The organism is Faucicola mancuniensis (assembly GCF_046523945.1).
GTDB lineage: Bacteria > Pseudomonadota > Gammaproteobacteria > Pseudomonadales > Moraxellaceae > Faucicola > Faucicola mancuniensis.
Genome location: NZ_CP171363.1, coordinates 389,715 through 406,936, shown reverse-complemented (window position 1 = coordinate 406,936; position 17,222 = coordinate 389,715). Strand labels below are relative to the sequence as shown.

The window sequence follows — 17,222 nt, the reverse complement described above, 5'->3', positions numbered from 1 at the left end:
ATTTTTCTTTGATGAAAATAAAAAGTTTGACATTTTCAAAAATGTTCATGGATATTTTTTTTGTGATTTTTTTTTAAAAAAACACTTGCATTTTAAAATTGTTACGTTATAATAGCCGACACAAAACGGAAGCTTGGCAGAGCGGTTGAATGCACCGGTCTTGAAAACCGGCAAGGGTTTGTAGCCCTTCGAGAGTTCGAATCTCTCAGCTTCCGCCATATTCCAAAACGGTTTAAATACTTTATTTAAACCGTTTTTTATTGCCAAAAATTTATCATGAATATTTTATTATTACCCAATACCGCTAAAAACAGCCACACCTTTGACATCACCGACACAGCCACCTTGCAACATTTGCACCAAGTGTTACAAATCAATATTGGTGATATCATCAAAATTGGTATCAAAAACGAACAACTTGGCACCGCCAAAATTGCCGATATTAGCCCAACTAAAGTCGTATTAAGCGATATCAACTGCCAAACTGCACCGCCAAAAAAACTGCCTTTAAGCGTGGTACTGGCATTGCCACGCCCAAAAGTGCTACGCCGTCTAATGCTAGATATGACGGCGATGGGTGTTGAACAGGTTTTTTTGGTGAACAGTTATCGCACCGAAAAAAGCTATTGGCAATCACCATTGTTAAGTAAAATTGATGATTATATTCATGAAGGCTTACAACAAGCCTGTGATACGATACCCATGAAAGTCAGTTTGCACAAGCGTTTAAAGCCCTTTGTAGAAGATGAACTGCCTGCAATTATTGCCAATCAACAGGCGATTATCGCTCACCCATATGCAAACAATTCTTTTAACCAAATTTGCCAAAGAAACACGCCAACGGTGATGGTGATTGGGGCGGAGGGAGGTTTTATCCCTTATGAAGTGGATTTGTTTGCCAAACAAGGCTGTGTACCTGTGCATATTGGTGAGCGGATTTTGCGTACCGAAAATGCGGTGAGCGTGCTGTGTGGGCATTTTTTATTGGCGTAAATTTGATAAACAATTGAATTTATCGCATGATATACGATTGCCATTCACGTCTAAGTGGATAATTTTTGCGTAAATTGTCAAAATCTTTGCCTTCAATATCGCCATTGACATTGGCAACCGCACGTAAGCGTTTGTCATCGGCACGAATGTCATAAATTGATGGCATTTTTTTTAACAATTGTTGTCTTTCATGGTCGTTTAAAGGATTGTGTAAGGCGTGAAATAATGGCATTTCTTTGGGTAAAAAGTCATGAAAATCCACCACAGGCGACACATGGATAAATTGGCACAAGGCATTATATACTATCTGCGTGCCTCGCAATTTGCCTTCTAGCGTATAACCTGCGATATGTGGCGTGGCAATGCTGACACAACGCAACAACTCGGCATCAATGGTCGGCTCATGCTCAAACACATCAAGCACCACCGCATTCATATTTGCCACGATATCATCACGCCCAAGCACTTCGCCACGAGCGGTATTGATAATAATGGCGGTATCGGACACTTGTTGCCAACGCTTGCTCGTCATCAAATAATCATGATGGGTCGGATAAGTACTATGTTCAGGATAGGTCAAAGGCACATGAAAACTAATCACATTACTCTCTGATAAAACTTTTTCTAGTGATGAATTATTCACCGCTGACGGCGGTTTTAACGGGTCATAGCCCAACACTTGCCAACCGAGCGAAACGGCGTATTGTGCCAAAGTCGTGCCAATATTTCCCACGCCAACAATGCCAAGGGTAATCGGCTGAAAAAAATAATCAGGACGAAGCTCGGCAATAGACGCAATCACATATTGAGCCACCGAATGCTTGCTACAACCAGACGCATTAGCAAACACAATGCCATGCTTTGCCAAATAATCAATATCTACATGGTCTGTGCCAATCGTTGCTGTACCGACAAATTTAACGCTGTGATTGTCCTTTAACAAATCATCATTGACCTTGGTAACAGAACGCACGAGCAACACATCAGGCTCATGCTCTGCCAAAATATCGGCATTAATCTCACGCCCAACCATGCTGATGAGTTCAACAGGTTTTCCCAAACTTTGCTCATTAAAAAAATCTGCCAAATGAGCGATATTCATATCTGCAATAATTTTCATTATTTATCCTTATTGTATTTTTCATTCAAAACATTTGTAAGGCTATTATCGCAAAGTTTTTTGTGAACGACAAACCTTATTTTGCTAAATATTTGATAAAAAGTTGTAAATTTTGTAAGTTTTGGCTTACAAAAATATCCGTTTTTGGCGACTATTCTTTTGCTAATGATTTTGACATAATATATTCAACAGCAAGGAAACACTCAAGGTTGAGATAAGGATAGCCGCTGTAAACAGGAAGTAGTAGGATAGCTTGTCTAGGATTGATAAGCATTTATTCAAACAGGTAAGTGAGAATAAATCGTGAGACCATTTAATTTAGGATAAATTAAATGCACAAAACCCCATTAACGAGCCTAACGGACTAGGCAGATGTGTATTGGACGACAAACAAAACCGCTTTATCATTTTTGGTAAAGCGGTTTTTGTTTTGGTAAGATGTTTAAAAACCAACATTAGTCAGGAATGTTCATATTATTGCTGGTATCGGTGCTTAAACCATAATAAAAAATAAAGGTAGAAACAAGGCTAGACACGCCCACAAATGCCAAATCAAGCGGTTTTTTGAGTGCCAAAAAATTTAACGCCACAAACACCACCACCGACAGCAAAAATGTGATTGCAGATAGGCTGATGATGGTATTTTTTGTCAAGGCTTTGTCTTTAAAATGATAATGACGAAGCCCAAAACCACTGGCATAAAAAACCAATCCTAAAATTAACCATTGTATAAAATTCATAAATTATCCTTTTATTTTTTTTTAATTTAAAGTGCTTGGGTATTTTCGCAACTGACTTTGTAAATCGTGTTGCTTCCTTTATAAATAAAGCCCAAATATGGACTGTCAAACTGCGGATTCATGTTGGCAAAACTGTCGGTAATTTTGGCAAGGACAAACACACGGTCTTCTCTGGCTATCACTTTTTGTAAATAAGCATTCTCATCGGCTTTGATGTCAAAATATTTTTGAATCTCGGCACTGTCATTTGTCAAAACTTGCATGGGAGCTGGCGTGTCCCAGTTTTTGTTGGGGTCGTTAAACTCACGCATTTGCATGGTGTAGCGTTCGCCTTGGGCGGTTTTTTCGTGGTTGATTTTGATTTGGGCAGGTTCGCTGTGGCTGACGGTATAACAACCTGCAAGCAAGTCATCGCTTGCCACGCTGTCGTTTGCTTTGTTGTGCGCGGTTTGCGTGTTTGGTTTTTGGCAAGCACTCAAGGCGATGACCGCCATCACACACATCAATTTAGGATTTTTTAAAAACATATAACAACATTAAATTAAACAGTAGAAAATAGGCTATTATAACGCTTTATCATAGATTTTTCGCCCTTTTTTTTATATACTAGCATATTATTTTTTTGTTTGTTTTATACAAATTGTTGGAAAATTTATGTCAAATCACACCTTAAAACCCTTGCCAAATCAAACACTTGCCTATACTGATGGTGCGTGCCGTAGCAATGGTTCGGCTGACGCAATCGGTGGTTTTGGTGCGGTTTTGGTGTTGTCGACAGGCGAGCAAATTGAATTATCTGGTGGCGACACCCAAACCACCAACAACCGCATGGAGCTGTTGGGGGCGATTGTCGCCCTAGAAAACAGCCCAACCCATCTGCCGATTCAGCTATGGACGGATTCTAGCTATGTCAAAAACGGCATTACCACTTGGATTCACAGTTGGAAAAAAAATAACTGGCGAAAAACAGGCAACAAACCTGTGCTAAACGTGGATTTGTGGCAACGCCTTGACACCGCTTGCCAAAATCGTGTCATTGATTGGCAATGGGTCAAAGGACACGCAGGACATGAAGGCAACGAGCGAGCCGATCAACTTGCCAATCAAGGCATTGACAATTTGCCAAACAAATTTAATAAAACCATTTTGCAAAATAGCCAAACTACCGAACAAAATTTTATGAATAATCCGAATCATACCACTGCAACCGTTCCAAATTTTGACAATTTGCCTGATGATTATTATCAAAATTATGACAACTTGCCACCGCAAGATTTTGATAATTTGGCGGATTTTGATGATTTTAATCCCAATGATTTTGACAACGCCATGTCAGATGATGAGCAAGGCGATTTTTTGTTAAATCAATTGGACGAGCCGAGCCAACATCTACAAAATAATACTATTAATAACAATTTGTTAGATGAAAATGCCGAGCTAAATGATACAGAAACGGCAGACACAGAAACGGATGATTTGGACGACACGTCATCAGACGGCACAGGCAAAAAAAAGCAAACCAAACAGAAAAAACCACTGCAAAAAATGCCTTTAGCCGAGCGGTTTAAACCTTTTGTCAATGAAAACGAGCAGTTTGTCGCCCAAAATGATGATTTGGTAAACCAACGTCCAAATTTTGATGGCAATACCCAAAGCCAAAATAACAGCTTTGTGCCGTTGTTGCCGATTGCCAAAAATCATGGTGTTGCCAATCGCCAGTTGATACTGGATACCGAAACCACAGGTTTTGATTTTCAAAACGGCGACCGTATTATTGAAATTGGGGTGGTAGAGCTGGTGAATCGGCGGTTTACAGGCGAAAAACTGCATGTTTATATCAATCCATTGGTTGAGATGAATGAAGATGTTATCAAGGTTCACGGTATTCATGACGCATTTGTCGCCGATATGCCGACTTTTGAGCAAGTCGGACAGGCGGTTTTTGACTTTTTGGCTGGGGCGGAGTTGATTGCTCACAATGCCAACTTTGATATGGGCTTTTTGCAGGCAGAGTTTGCCCGTATGGGTTTGCCAAATTTTGACAATCAAGTCAGCGTGACCGACAGCCTTGCCATTGCTAAACAAATGTACGCAGGGCAAAGAAATACCCTTGATGCGTTGGTAAAACGCTTGGACGTGGGTAAACAAGACCGTACTTTTCACGGGGCGTTACTTGATGCCGAGATTTTAGCAGAAGTGTATCTTGCGATGACAGGTGGTCAAGTATCGCTTGGCATTGATGATGGGGCGACAGGGGCAAGTGGCGGTGTTGAACATCAACATTTTAGCCAAAACGTTCAGCGATTTTTGGCAAGTACCAGCGATGAACAGGCACATTTGGACTGGTTAAACAGTTTAAAACAAAAACACCCAACGCTTGCGAGCAATTGGGGCATAGTAGAAGAATCATCTGATGAAATAACCACTTAAGCCATATTTTTATCAAATTGGCGAATAGCCATAGACAATTATTCACAAACATTTTACAATAACCGCATTTAGCTTTTGTGTATTTATTTTTTAGGAAAAACCAGAATGACAAACAATATTGAAAAAATAACGGCTACCAATTTTGATTTACCATCATTGCATTTGTTGCGTCCAGAGATTGAAACGACTTTAAAAGATGCCGAAACACATCTGAGCGAGTTCAATGATGATATTGAGCAAGCCCCATTGTTGTTGGATTCTGTGGATATGCTTGCTCAAATGGCGAAGGTGTTGCGATTGATTAATTTGGAAGAAGGTGCGGTGTTGGCACAAGCTTTATCGCAGACCTTTCAACAATTGTATGACAATCGTGATGAAGACGAAACCGAAGCGGTGATGGACATCTCTGAAGGTATCATGGTGTTGGGTCGCTATGTGGAATTTGTGTTGTTAAAAGAGACGATTGAGCCGTCTTTATTGTTGCCTGTGATTAACAAGTTGCACAATCGTTTGGGCGTGTCGCCTGTTACGCTTGAGCAGTTGACCCATTCAAAACACAGTAGCCTTGTGATTGCTCACCCAGAGCAAAACTATGAGTCGTTGCGTGATTTAGGCATTGATAACAAAAAATTGGTAGAAGCCTATCGTTTGGGACTGAGTGTGGCATTACCTGCCAAAGCACCAACTACTGACCCCAATGATTTACAAAAATTAAAAGCCATGCAGTCAGCGTGTGAAGCCATTTCACAGCGTTCTAATAGCTTGTTTTGGCAGTCGGCTGTGGTGGCGGTGTCCGATTTGGCACAGGCATTGCCTTTAAACAATGTACAAAAACGTGCGTTGATTTTTGTTGAGCAACAGTTTAACGATTATTTGCCTGTGAATGACTCTCGTTTTGCCGATTTGGTGCGTTTTGCCAGTACACGAGATGGGCAATTGGCACAAAAAATTCAACAACAGTTTGCGACAAACAGCCTAGATGCAACACAATTGGCGACCATGAAACGCTTTTTGTTTGGGCCTGATAGAGAATTAAGCAACACGCTAAACGAGCTGATTCAAGAAGAAATCAACGCCATCAAAACATCAAGCGATAACTACGCTCGCCAAGACAGCCTAAATAGCGAAGATGAGCTACAAGCCATGATAACACGCTTAAATGATTTAAGCCTTGTTTTTAAAACCCTAAATTTACAAGAAGCCAGTGATACATTGACCCAACAAATTTCCCAAGTCAAAGGCTGGTCGCAACCGACTCCTGAAGATTTTGACAGTTTGTTAGAAGGTTTGATGGTTGCCGAAAATGCGTCTATTTATTTGGCAAAAAGTCATACCCCCGGTGCGGTGAATTTGCCGATTTATAATAAAAAAATCTCGTTATATCAACTAGATACTGCTTATTCAACTTTGATTCGTGAAGGGCGAGCGGGCATTGCAACCATTGAAAGTGCCTTTAACGAATATATTGCCGATAGCAATAAAGATGTCATGCACCTTGTCAATGTGCCTGAAATGATGAAAAATATCGCAGGAGCTTGCCAATTTTTGGGACTACATCAGTCTAATCGCCTGTTAAAACGTGCGGGCGACTATATGGAAATGTTGGTACAAAATGGCACGCATGGTATCTCACCAGAGCAACTTGCCAAACTTGCCGATATCGTGATGTCAGCGGATTATTATCTTGAAAGTCTAGAGATTAACAAACCTGCTGGACAAAATGCCATCAAAGTCGGTCAGCGTAGTTTGCAAAACTTGATGGTGGCATAATTTTGTACCAATATATTATTTATCAAAAGGTTGATAAAAAAGATATGTTCGCTTTTTTGGGCGAGCATATTTTTTATTATCAAAGTCAAGATTTGCTTGATGATGCGTTAAAAGTTGGCAATCCAAACATTTATTTAATCCAAAAAAATGACAATATTGTCTTGCCTGATGACGTGGTGTTTTTGGGTTTTCGTGAAAATTTAGCCAATATTTGTCAAGATGATTTTTATCAATTAAGCCGTGCATCACAAATTCGTTATTGGCAACAAACTCACTTTTTTTGTAGCCGATGTGGCACACGCACTACGCTTGAGTTGTTTGAAAGCAAAGACGAGTTGGCGACCACTTGCCCCAGATGTCTGTATCGGCAATATCCACGGATTCAGCCTTGCACCATTACGGCAGTTACTCGCAAAATCAATCAAAGAACTCAAATTTTATTGGCTTATCATAACCGAGCCAAACCCAAACAAGTGTATAGCTTGATTGCAGGGTTTGTGGAAGTCGGCGAAACACTGGAAAACTGCGTCAAACGAGAAGTGAACGAAGAAGTCGGATTGGTGGTGGATAATGTGCGGTACGTGGCAAGCCAACCGTGGGCGTTTGCCTCTAATTTGATGGTGGGTTTTGTCGCTGATTATGTGAGCGGTGAAATAGCGATTGATACTGATGAGTTGGCAGATGCCAAGTTTTTTGATTTGGATAATTTGCCAAAAACGCCTGATAAAGGGACGATTGCTTATGATTTGATTGAATTTGTCAAAGCACAAGCAATCGGATAGAAGTTTTATTGCGTAACGGTCTTTCCCAAAATCACCACATCTGCCAAAAATCCATTCATATCACACACTTCGGGTAAATAGCCCCACTGCTCAAAGCCAAATTTTTTAAATAACTGCAAACTTGGCGTATTGTGTGCAAAAATTTTGGCAACGATTTGGCGAATTTCACAAAGCGGTGCAAGCGATAACAACACTTGCAACATCGTTTTGCCAATGCCTTTGCCTTTGGCATTTTCATGCACATAAATACTGATTTCACTGCTAATATGATAGGCGAACATCGGATACAAATCCGAAAAACTGCCATAAGCCAACACCTTTTGGCTATCTTGACAAACGGCAACAATAATCGGACGATTGGAGTTTTGGCAATGTTCATCAAACCAAACTTGCCGTTCGGCTAAAGTTAATGGCTGTAAAATTGCTGTGGATTGCTTGGTTTGGATACTTTGATTATAAATATCAACCAAAGTTGGCAAATCATCAAGCGTTGCCATGCGATACAAAATATGGTGGTGAACAACGGGTTCAAATTCGGGCATAAAAAATCCATTAATCTTGTTAACTATGTGGCGTACCATTATAAAGCTGAAAACTGATTAACAAAAGTCAATTACGAAAATAAATTGCTATTTTTGTCATTCCTTGTTATTTTAGCGACATTATTTTAACCCCATTTTTATTTAAAAAGGTTTTTGATATGACCCCGCCCAATGATGATTTGAACCAAAACACGAACCAAAACGCTAATGAACCCACCCAAAATACAGAACAAAATTTAGACAATAAACCTATCATGGCAGAAAATTCTGCACTTGAAAAAACCAAAAATATTGTTGAACCTAATCGACAAAACAACCCAACCGATGTGTTAGCAACAGCACCAAAACCCAAAAAATCGGTGTTAAAATGGTTATTATTGGGGACAGTGATATTGGCATTGGGCTTTATTTTTGCGGTGTATCAGACAGTTTTTAGCACGATTAATCAGCCCAAACAAATGATGACAGTGGAAAAAGGCGAAACTTATAACGGCTTGATTAACAAATGGTCAAGCAAACAACAGGGTTTTTTTGTGTCGCCATTGGCAAAACTGTATGTCAAAATGCACGTCAAAAAACCACTACATTCTGGCGTGTATCAAATCCCTGAAAACCCCAGTTTTGCCACCATGCTAAATGTCCTGCAACAAGGCGAAAAAGTCGCTTTTGTCAAAGTGCAAATCATTGAGGGTAAAACCGCCAAAGATTTATACAAAAATTTAATCGCCAACAAAGGTATCAAAAACGAAGTCATTCATGACAATCAAGTTGATGTCAAACAGCTTGGTATCAATCTGTTTGCCGAATACGCCCCCAATGGCAATTTGGAAGGCTGGTTTTCGCCTGATACTTATTATTTTAACGAAGGCAGTAGTGATAAAAAAGTGTTGGCAGATTTGTTTGACCGCCAGTACACCGCTTTGATGAAAGCATGGGAAAAACGCCAGCCTGATTTGCCGTATGCGACCCCTTATGAAGCCTTAATCATGGCATCTATCATTGAAAAAGAAACCAGCGTGGCAAGCGAACGTGGCGAAGTGGCAGGCGTGTTTGTCAATCGTTTACGCAAAAATATGCGACTACAGACCGACCCCACGGTGATTTATGGCATGGGCGAGCGGTATGATGGCAATATTCGCAAAGCCGATTTACAAGAAAAAACCGCTTATAATACTTATCAAATTGATGGCTTGCCACCAACGCCGATTTCGTTGCCGAGTATTGCGTCTATTGAAGCATCGTTAAATCCCAATAAAACTGATTCGCTGTTTTTTGTGGCGACAGGCAAAGGCGGACATAAGTTTACCAGTAATTTGTCTGACCACAACAAAGCGGTACAAGAATATTTAAAAGTGATGCGAGAAAAGGGGAAGTAGTATGATTACCAATGTAACCGTTTTACCCAGTGGATTTATCCAATTACCGCCTTATTTTTTGGAAAAAATGGGGCTTGAAACTGTTTCTTGAAAACTAACTAAATCTACTTTATAATATCCAAATGAACAGATTAATTAGTATCAACGAAGCATCAAAACAACTAGGTGTGTCTATCTCAACATTACGCAGATGGGACGAAAGCGGTGTACTTGTTGCCCAAAGAACCCCAAAAGGACACAGGCGTTACGATATTAGTAAAATCAATCCCAACCTACTACACGGCATAGGCAACAAAGACCGTAAAACAGTTGCCTACGCTCGTGTATCAAGCCACGACCAAAAAGACGACCTAGAACGCCAAATCCAAATATTAGAACTATACTGTGCCAAACAAGGCTGGACTTATGAGATTATCAATGACTTAGGCTCTGGTATGAACTACCACAAAAAAGGGCTAAAACAACTACTTGACGGCATACTAAACAATGAAATTGGAAGGTTGGTATTAACCCATAAAGACCGATTATTACGTTTTGGAGCGGAACTTGTATTTGCCATTTGTGAAGCTAGAAACGTTGAAGTCATCATCATCAATCAAGGCGAAAACCTATCCTTTGAAGAAGAACTCGCCCAAGACGTCCTAGAAATTATTACCGTCTTTAGTGCAAGATTATACGGCTCACGCTCTAAGAAAAACAAAAAACTGCTTGAAGCTGTTAAGGTAGTGCTAGAATGACCCTAATACGTGGACACATCATCGCCCTAGACCCAACGAATAAACAAGCAACTTACTTTGCAAAGGCTTGCGGTGTAGCTCGTCTCGCCTATAATTGGGCGTTAGATAATTGGCAAAAACAATACCAAGCCGATAAAACTTATCGTGATGAATGCTTGAAAAATGGCATAGAAATTGATGAAACCAAACTTAACAAACCATCACAAGGCAAACTTAGAAAACAACTAAATAGCATAAAAAGACAACAATTCCCCTTTATGCTCGAAGTAACCAAATGTAGCCCACAACTTGCCATCATACAACTAGGAGACGCATTCAAACGCTTTTTTAAAGGTGAAAGCAAATACCCACAATTTAGAAAAAAAGGCGTAAATGACAGATTTAGCCTATCCAACGACCAATTTAGAATAGACGGCAAACGCATAAAAATCCCTAATTTAGGCTGGGTTAAAATGTGTGAAAAACTGCGACACACAGGCAAAACCCTATCCGCCAAAATCTTTAAACAAGGCGGTAAATGGTTTGTATCGGTTGCCGTTGAATTAAACGATATTGTCAAACCACAACCCAAAACAGACAAACAAGTTGGTATTGATTTAGGCATTACAGACCTTGCAACTTTATCCAATGGCGAAAAAGTACAAGCCCCCAAGCCATTAAAACGCTATCTAAACAAACTTAAAAAAGCAAGCAAATGCTTATCAAGAAAACAAAAAGGCTCTAAAAACCGTGAAAAGGCGAAAACCAAGCTATCACGGCTACACTTTAAAATCAGTTGTATTCGTAAAGACTTTTTGCACAAATTAACATCAAATTTGGTAAAACGATTTGACAGCATTTGTATTGAAAACCTAAATGTAAAAGGCATGGTAAAGAATAAAAAACTTAGCCGTGCGATTAATGATTTGGGTTTTTACGAATTTAAAAGGCAACTGATTTATAAAGCGAACCAATGGGGCAAAACAGTGAAAGAATTAGATAGATTTTATCCCTCAAGTAAAACCTGTTCATGTTGTGGTTTTATCATGGGTAAAGCGGATTTAACGTTAGCAATGAGAAATTGGACTTGCCCTAACTGCAAGACAAGCCATGACCGTGATGTGAATGCGAGCATTAATATTTTAAATCATGCAACTAAGGTTTTAACAATCTAATATTTTTGGCGGTGAGTTCCACCGTGTCAGCTTATGGAGTTGATGTAAGTCTTAAGTCAAATGACAAGAGCAAACAACGTTGAAGTAGGAAGAAAACGCTAAATTTACCTATAGGTAGATTTGGATAGGTTTTTCGGAACGGATTGGTGTTGGCAGTGAACTTGCGTTAGACCAAACGCAACAAGGCTTTCGTTTAACATTGTTGAATACAAAAAAAATCCCACCAAAGCCCACTAAAGATAATAACCATCTAAAAGAAACAATAAGCCATGATAAAAATATTGAAGAAATTTTGGCATTTTCAGGCAGTTGGCAAGATTTGGACGAAGATGTTTTTTCGGTAGAAAGTATTGAAAAACGCCGACAACAATCTAAGCGAGTTGATGAATGACAAAAATGTTAATTGACACCGATACCATGTCGTTTTTTTTGAGGGGCTAGTTGTTGATGATATGGATTTATTAATTGCCAGTATTGCGATGGTAAATGACATGGGCGTGGCAACGCATAATACAAAACATCTTAGTAAAATCAATGGTTTATATTTGGAAGATTGGACATGAATAACACAGCAAAATTTATCACCTTTGAAGGTACAGAAGGCGTTGGCAAAAGTACGTTAATCCAAAACCTTGCCAAGCATTTAACTGCACAAGGCATTGACGTTATCACCACACGAGAGCCTGGGGGCAGTCCTTTTGCCGAAGAATTACGCAGTATTTTGTTAAAAAACAACGCCCAAATGGCGGACGAAAGCGAACTGTTGTTGATGTTTGCAGGGCGGATAGACCACTTACAAAATACCATTTTGCCCGCCTTAGCCCAAGGCAAATGGGTGCTTTGCGACCGTTATATTGACTCAAGCATGGCGTATCAAGGCTTTGGGCGTGGTTTTGGTGATGAACAAGCGGTTCAAAAAGTACAAATGTTAATTGATAATTTTGTGCCAAAACTGCCTGATATCACGATTTGGCTGGATTTGCCTGTGGTGGATGGTATGATACGTGCTAAAAAACGGGGTGAATTAGATCGTTTTGAACAACAAGATATTGAATTTTTTGAACGGATTTATCAAGGTTATCAATTTATTCATCAGCAGTCGCCACAGCGTTTTAAACAGGTTTGTGCTGATGGTTCGCCTGATGATGTGCTACAGCGAGTGTTAAAACAATTAGCATAATTTTGCCAAAATTACCAAATCATAAAAAATTGTAATGTTTTAGACAATTATTTGATTTATGATAAGCTATTTTTACCAAAATGTTAACAAAAATAAGGAAAAATCATGCGTAACTATTTTATCAAAAATAAATCGTTGTCCCATATCAGCCTTGCGATGGCTTTGTGTTTAACGCCTGTCTTGACGTTGTCCACAGCGATGTTGCCGACAATGGCTTTGGCAAAGGTGGAAGTGGCGGATTTTTCTAATTTGGTGGAGCAGGTCGCCCCATCGGTGGCTCGTGTCAATGTTACCAAAAAAATGAGTAGCGAAGAGATGGCACAGATTCAGATGGCTTTGTTACTCAGACGTTATTTGGGTGAGCGTGTGCCAGACAGCTTGCCACCTGTGACTGAGAGCAGTTTTGGTACGGCTTTTTTTGTGAGCAATGACGGCTATATGCTTACCAATTATCATGTGATTGAGGGGGCGGACAAAGTTACCGTAACGCTAAATGACCGACAAGAACTGGACGCAACGGTAGTCGGTGGTGATGAGCGTACCGATATGGCGGTGCTAAAAGTGGCTGGCAATGGTTTTCCTGCGTTGCCGGTTGGCGATTCTGAAAAACTCAAAGTTGGTGAATCTGTGCTTGCGATTGGGTCGCCTTTTGGCTTTGATTATTCAGCATCCGCAGGGATTGTCAGTGCCAAATCTCGCAGTTTTTCCAAAGACACCACCGTGCCTTTTATCCAAACCGATGTGGCGTTAAATCCGGGTAACTCTGGTGGTCCTTTGTTTAACCAAAAAGGCGAAGTGGTGGGCGTAAACTCTCGTATTTTTACGGGGACGGGCGGATATATGGGTTTGTCGTTTTCCATTCCGATGGACGTGGCGATGGACGTGTATGAGCAAATCCGCCAGACAGGGACGGTTTCTCGTGCGTATTTGGGTGTATTTCCACAGGACATTGACCGTAATCTTGCGGACGCTTACGGACTTGCCAAACCTGTTGGGGCTTTGATTGCTCGTGTGTCGCCCAATTCGCCAGCACAAAAAGCAGGGCTAAAATCTGGCGATGTGGTACTCAGTTTTAACAACCAAACTATCACCATATCAGCAGATTTAACCAATTTGGTCAGCCGTGCAAAACCCAATGACAATTTTAGTTTACAAATTTTGCGAAATGGCAAAAACCAAACGCTACAAGGCACACTTGTCAAAGCCCCAAGCGATACCACATCAGACACCACCCATGCCAATGGCGAAAACCCTGTCAAATTGGGCTTACGCCTAAGAGCGTTAAGTGCTGAAGAACAACAAGCCTTGCGTGTCAATGGTGTGCTTATCACAGCGGTAGACCCTTTTGGATTGGCAGCCAGTGCAGGGATTCAAGCAGGTGATGTCATCGTGCAACTGAATAATCAAGACGTGCTAACGGTACAAGATTTTGCCAAATCCGCCCAAAATTTGCCAAAAAAAGGCGTGGTAACGGTGCAACTTATCCGACAAGGCGAACCAAAAATTTTGGGATTGCGAATTGAATAAGCATTTATTTATTGGATTTTTGTTTGTTTATTTTTTGCCAAATGGTTTAAAAAAATTGACCAAAACATTTGATTTTATACAAAACATTGCCATAATAGGGCGTATCGTTTTATAATATTCCCTTTTTGCATCACAAAACTGTGATAGGTCGGCTATGTTGATAAATTGGTTTGGGACGTTGGGCTATGTGATTGCCACTTTTGTGGTGGTTTACGCTTGCCTAAAAACCCTAAAAGCCAGTCCTAGCCAAAATTTTGTGGTGGTCTGGCTACAGCTTGTCGTGTATTACAGCCGTTATTGGGCGTTGTGGTTGCTTGTTTGGACGAATTGGCAAATTTTAAATGACAATCATGCGTTTTTTTGGTTAATCAGTGCCTTGTCTTTGTTGTATTTGTACATGGTTTGGATTGAGCCAAATCGCTTACGTATTCGTTATCAAACGATTGATTTAACACAAAAAAATCAAAATCTTGATAATCATTTTAACAACAATCTTGAGAACAACAGTTTTGATAACACGGACAAAAAACCGTTAAAAATCGCCGTACTAGGCGACATACATTTTGGTATTTTTCATCATCGTTCTGCACTCAAACGTTGGGTATTACAATTAAACCGTTTGGACGTTGATGCGGTGCTGTTTACAGGCGATTGGTTGTACCACGCTGGGGCGGATATTGTTGGTCAGATGATGATGGTAAAAGCGATTAACAAGCCGTGTTTTACCACGATGAGCCAAGCGGATTTTGAGCAAGGCAAACATCAACCTGATATCATTCGCAATGTTAAATTGACCGATATTTTGCCGATTTTGGGCGTGCAGATTTTGCACAATCACACAGCAAATTTAGACCAAGTGCAACTGTTTGGCGTGAGTGCTGATAATGGGGCGATGATGGCTCGCTTGTTAGAAAAAAATGCCAAAAATCAACAGCCTAGTATTATTTTGACCCACGATATCAAAAATTTGCAAGGCAACGCCCAGCTACTTGCCCATTTAAATGAACGTTGCCTTGTGATTGCAGGGCAGACGCATGGCGGTCAGATGAATGTTAAAGGCGTTACCCCAAAATTGGTCAAAGCGATGACAGGCAGTCGTTATTTGTCGGGTTTTTATATTGCCAATTATCATTTGACAAAAAATACAAAAATCAAGAAAAAAACGTTTAACACGAATAATTACCAAGTGTGGATAAATACAGGGATTGGCATGATTGGCTTACCGTTTCGCTTGAATTGTCCGCCACAAATTGATGTGTTAAGTATAATTTAACTTCATTTAAATAACGGAAAAACACGGAAAATACTTGTATAAATTTCCATATTTTGACATGATAAATAATCATTACCAAATCATCAATTATTGAATGAAATACAAAATATCCGAAATTGCAGGACAAATAAACCACCATGTACTTAACCCACACAATCCGCATTAAGATGGCACACAAGCATTACAAAATGCTTGATAACTATGCGTTTTTGTGCAAAAACTTATTCAATGTGGCAACCTATCACAATAGACAAGCAGTTATCACCAATAATAAAACACCAACCGCCTTCAATCTCATCAATCAATTAACCAAAACTAAACAACAAGATTACAAAGCCATTCCTGCCAAAGTTGCACAGCAAGTCATTAAACAGGTTTACCAAAACTTTAGGTCTTTTTGGGCGGTTATTAAAGCCTATCATAAAGATAAATCCAAATTTTTAGGTCGTCCTAAATTACCAAAATATTTAGACAAAACCAAAGGGCGAGCCAATATTATTTTTACCAAACAAGCGATTTCTAAGCGTGATTTACAAAAAGGCATTTTAACCCTTTCAAGCTATTTTGATACGCCCTTGTCTTTTGATTTGGGTAAATTAAAAACTATTGTTACTTATGATAATTTGCAAGAAGTTAGAGTCGTTAAAATTGCTAATGGCTATGACATCAAAATCACTTATAAAACAGATGAACCAATACTCAAACCCAACAATGGGCGATACTTAGCGGTTGATTTAGGTTTAAATAATCTTCTAACAGCTGTAAGCAATACAAACAATACGCCTTTTATTGTTACAGGTAAAACGGTAAAATCTGTTAATCAATTTTTTAATAAAATCAAAGCTAAACTACAAAGCCAAAAAGATAGATTATTTAATATTGCAAAACAAAATAACCAAACCATGCCACAAATTTCTTTTATCAACAAACAATTAAACAGATTATCTTTAAAAAGAAATAATCAGATTAATGATTACTTACACAAAGCAAGCTATTATCTTATCAACCACGCAGTTGCCAATAAGATAACAACAATTGTTATCGGTCATAATCAAGATTGGAAACAAGGGATAAATATTGGTAAAAGAAACAATCAAAGTTTTGTCAGTGTGCCTTTTGCAAGATTGGTACAAATGGTACAGTATAAAGCTAAATTACAAGGCATTGATGTGATTGTTACTGAAGAAAGTTATACAAGTAAATGTAGCTTTCTTGATAACGAGCCAATTCAAAAACACGCCAATTATCAAGGCAAACGCATCAAACGTGGGCTTTTTAAATCAAGCAATAACACACTTATCAATGCTGATGTCAATGGTGCTTACAATATTTTAAGAAAAGTAATTGGGAAGTTTGATTACGACCCAATAGTGGTGTGTAGTACGCCAAAGATGATTAACCCTTTAAAGGCTAATCCTTGAATTTAAATTTCCGTATTTTTCCGTGAAATTTAGAACTATTAAAATTAAAAAAAACAAAAATTGGTAATTTTGTAAAAAATCATGTAGAAAATAATTTGGCATAGTGATTGTAACCCAAATTTTGTGATAAACTAACCCAACAAAATTTTTAACAAAAAAGGTGTTGTTATGACAACC

Annotated in this window: 16 protein-coding genes and 1 tRNA gene; 13 read left to right on the top strand and 4 right to left on the bottom strand. The window is 39.3% G+C overall.

Annotated elements, in window-relative coordinates; genetic code table 11:
* Positions 1-127: 127 nt before the first annotated feature.
* Both ACGTJS_RS02020 and ACGTJS_RS02015 read left to right on the top strand, forming a co-directional pair.
* Positions 128-218: transfer RNA gene (locus tag ACGTJS_RS02020), tRNA-Ser, on the top strand.
* A gap of 58 nt (positions 219-276) precedes the next feature.
* Positions 277-993: a 16S rRNA (uracil(1498)-N(3))-methyltransferase gene (locus ACGTJS_RS02015; RefSeq protein ID WP_410472658.1), complete on the top strand. Its 717-nt coding sequence runs from the start codon at positions 277-279 to the stop codon at positions 991-993.
* A gap of 19 nt (positions 994-1,012) precedes the next feature.
* Here ACGTJS_RS02015 and ACGTJS_RS02010 read toward each other — a convergent pair whose 3' ends face one another.
* The 3 genes from ACGTJS_RS02010 to ACGTJS_RS02000 form a co-directional block, all read right to left on the bottom strand.
* Positions 1,013-2,113, bottom strand: a complete 1,101-nt coding sequence (locus ACGTJS_RS02010; protein WP_410472657.1) for a 4-phosphoerythronate dehydrogenase — start codon at positions 2,111-2,113, stop codon at positions 1,013-1,015.
* 455 nt (positions 2,114-2,568) lie between these two features.
* Complete coding sequence (locus ACGTJS_RS02005; protein WP_315043153.1) at positions 2,569-2,853, bottom strand: hypothetical protein; 285 nt, start codon at positions 2,851-2,853, stop codon at positions 2,569-2,571.
* Between the two features lie 26 nt (positions 2,854-2,879).
* Positions 2,880-3,380 (bottom strand): hypothetical protein, encoded by a 501-nt coding sequence (locus ACGTJS_RS02000; RefSeq protein WP_410472656.1) that lies wholly within the window; start codon positions 3,378-3,380, stop codon positions 2,880-2,882.
* Positions 3,381-3,507: 127 nt separating this feature from the next.
* On the opposite strand from ACGTJS_RS02000, the gene dnaQ reads away from it, so the two are divergent.
* The 3 genes from dnaQ (at position 3,508) to nudC (ending at position 7,835) form a co-directional block, all read left to right on the top strand.
* Positions 3,508-5,283: a DNA polymerase III subunit epsilon gene (gene dnaQ / locus ACGTJS_RS01995; protein ID WP_410472655.1), complete on the top strand. Its 1,776-nt coding sequence runs from the start codon at positions 3,508-3,510 to the stop codon at positions 5,281-5,283.
* Between the two features lie 105 nt (positions 5,284-5,388).
* Positions 5,389-7,053 (top strand): hypothetical protein, encoded by a 1,665-nt coding sequence (locus ACGTJS_RS01990; protein WP_410472654.1) that lies wholly within the window; start codon positions 5,389-5,391, stop codon positions 7,051-7,053.
* Between the two features lie 2 nt (positions 7,054-7,055).
* Entirely contained in the window at positions 7,056-7,835 is a 780-nt protein-coding gene (gene nudC, locus ACGTJS_RS01985) for an NAD(+) diphosphatase (protein ID WP_410472653.1), read from the top strand.
* 5 nt (positions 7,836-7,840) lie between these two features.
* Here the strand turns inward: nudC and ACGTJS_RS01980 are convergent, their stop codons facing one another.
* Positions 7,841-8,377 carry a GNAT family N-acetyltransferase gene (locus ACGTJS_RS01980; protein WP_315043148.1) on the bottom strand — a complete coding sequence of 179 codons (537 nt, stop codon included), beginning with the start codon at positions 8,375-8,377 and terminating at the stop codon, positions 7,841-7,843.
* A gap of 158 nt (positions 8,378-8,535) precedes the next feature.
* Here ACGTJS_RS01980 and mltG point away from each other — a divergent pair, with 158 nt between their 5' ends.
* From mltG to ACGTJS_RS01940, 8 genes are all read left to right on the top strand, one after another.
* A complete protein-coding gene (gene mltG / locus ACGTJS_RS01975) occupies positions 8,536-9,753 on the top strand; it encodes an endolytic transglycosylase MltG (protein WP_410472652.1) in 1,218 nt (405 codons plus the stop codon).
* A 122-nt stretch (positions 9,754-9,875) separates the two neighbouring features.
* A complete protein-coding gene (locus ACGTJS_RS01970) occupies positions 9,876-10,490 on the top strand; it encodes an IS607 family transposase (RefSeq protein ID WP_315042701.1) in 615 nt (204 codons plus the stop codon).
* Positions 10,487-11,644, top strand: coding sequence for an RNA-guided endonuclease InsQ/TnpB family protein (locus ACGTJS_RS01965; protein ID WP_410472651.1), 1,158 nt, complete (start codon positions 10,487-10,489; stop codon positions 11,642-11,644). Before ACGTJS_RS01970 ends, ACGTJS_RS01965 begins: the two co-directional genes overlap by 4 nt.
* A gap of 199 nt (positions 11,645-11,843) precedes the next feature.
* Entirely contained in the window at positions 11,844-12,035 is a 192-nt protein-coding gene (locus tag ACGTJS_RS01960; protein ID WP_410472650.1) for a hypothetical protein, read from the top strand.
* A 168-nt stretch (positions 12,036-12,203) separates the two neighbouring features.
* Positions 12,204-12,824 (top strand): dTMP kinase, encoded by a 621-nt coding sequence (tmk, locus tag ACGTJS_RS01955; protein ID WP_315043145.1) that lies wholly within the window; start codon positions 12,204-12,206, stop codon positions 12,822-12,824.
* 156 nt (positions 12,825-12,980) lie between these two features.
* Entirely contained in the window at positions 12,981-14,351 is a 1,371-nt protein-coding gene (locus ACGTJS_RS01950; protein WP_410473209.1) for a Do family serine endopeptidase, read from the top strand.
* 154 nt (positions 14,352-14,505) lie between these two features.
* Positions 14,506-15,624 (top strand): metallophosphoesterase, encoded by a 1,119-nt coding sequence (locus ACGTJS_RS01945; protein WP_410472649.1) that lies wholly within the window; start codon positions 14,506-14,508, stop codon positions 15,622-15,624.
* Positions 15,625-15,761: 137 nt separating this feature from the next.
* Positions 15,762-17,045: an RNA-guided endonuclease InsQ/TnpB family protein gene (locus tag ACGTJS_RS01940; protein ID WP_410472515.1), complete on the top strand. Its 1,284-nt coding sequence runs from the start codon at positions 15,762-15,764 to the stop codon at positions 17,043-17,045.
* Positions 17,046-17,222: the final 177 nt, after the last annotated feature.

What these genes read in the sequence shown, in the direction of transcription:
- ACGTJS_RS02015 (WP_410472658.1), top strand. Translation starts at nt 277, where the DNA reads ATGAATATTTTATTATTACCCAATACCGCTAAAAACAGCCACACCTTT.
- ACGTJS_RS02010 (WP_410472657.1), bottom strand. Translation starts at nt 2,113, where the DNA reads ATGAAAATTATTGCAGATATGAATATCGCTCATTTGGCAGATTTTTTT.
- ACGTJS_RS02005 (WP_315043153.1), bottom strand. Translation starts at nt 2,853, where the DNA reads ATGAATTTTATACAATGGTTAATTTTAGGATTGGTTTTTTATGCCAGT.
- ACGTJS_RS02000 (WP_410472656.1), bottom strand. Translation starts at nt 3,380, where the DNA reads ATGTTTTTAAAAAATCCTAAATTGATGTGTGTGATGGCGGTCATCGCC.
- dnaQ (WP_410472655.1), top strand. Translation starts at nt 3,508, where the DNA reads ATGTCAAATCACACCTTAAAACCCTTGCCAAATCAAACACTTGCCTAT.
- ACGTJS_RS01990 (WP_410472654.1), top strand. Translation starts at nt 5,389, where the DNA reads ATGACAAACAATATTGAAAAAATAACGGCTACCAATTTTGATTTACCA.
- ACGTJS_RS01980 (WP_315043148.1), bottom strand. Translation starts at nt 8,377, where the DNA reads ATGCCCGAATTTGAACCCGTTGTTCACCACCATATTTTGTATCGCATG.
- mltG (WP_410472652.1), top strand. Translation starts at nt 8,536, where the DNA reads ATGACCCCGCCCAATGATGATTTGAACCAAAACACGAACCAAAACGCT.
- ACGTJS_RS01970 (WP_315042701.1), top strand. Translation starts at nt 9,876, where the DNA reads ATGAACAGATTAATTAGTATCAACGAAGCATCAAAACAACTAGGTGTG.
- ACGTJS_RS01965 (WP_410472651.1), top strand. Translation starts at nt 10,487, where the DNA reads ATGACCCTAATACGTGGACACATCATCGCCCTAGACCCAACGAATAAA.
- tmk (WP_315043145.1), top strand. Translation starts at nt 12,204, where the DNA reads ATGAATAACACAGCAAAATTTATCACCTTTGAAGGTACAGAAGGCGTT.
- ACGTJS_RS01950 (WP_410473209.1), top strand. Translation starts at nt 12,981, where the DNA reads ATGGCTTTGTGTTTAACGCCTGTCTTGACGTTGTCCACAGCGATGTTG.
- ACGTJS_RS01945 (WP_410472649.1), top strand. Translation starts at nt 14,506, where the DNA reads ATGTTGATAAATTGGTTTGGGACGTTGGGCTATGTGATTGCCACTTTT.
- ACGTJS_RS01940 (WP_410472515.1), top strand. Translation starts at nt 15,762, where the DNA reads ATGTACTTAACCCACACAATCCGCATTAAGATGGCACACAAGCATTAC.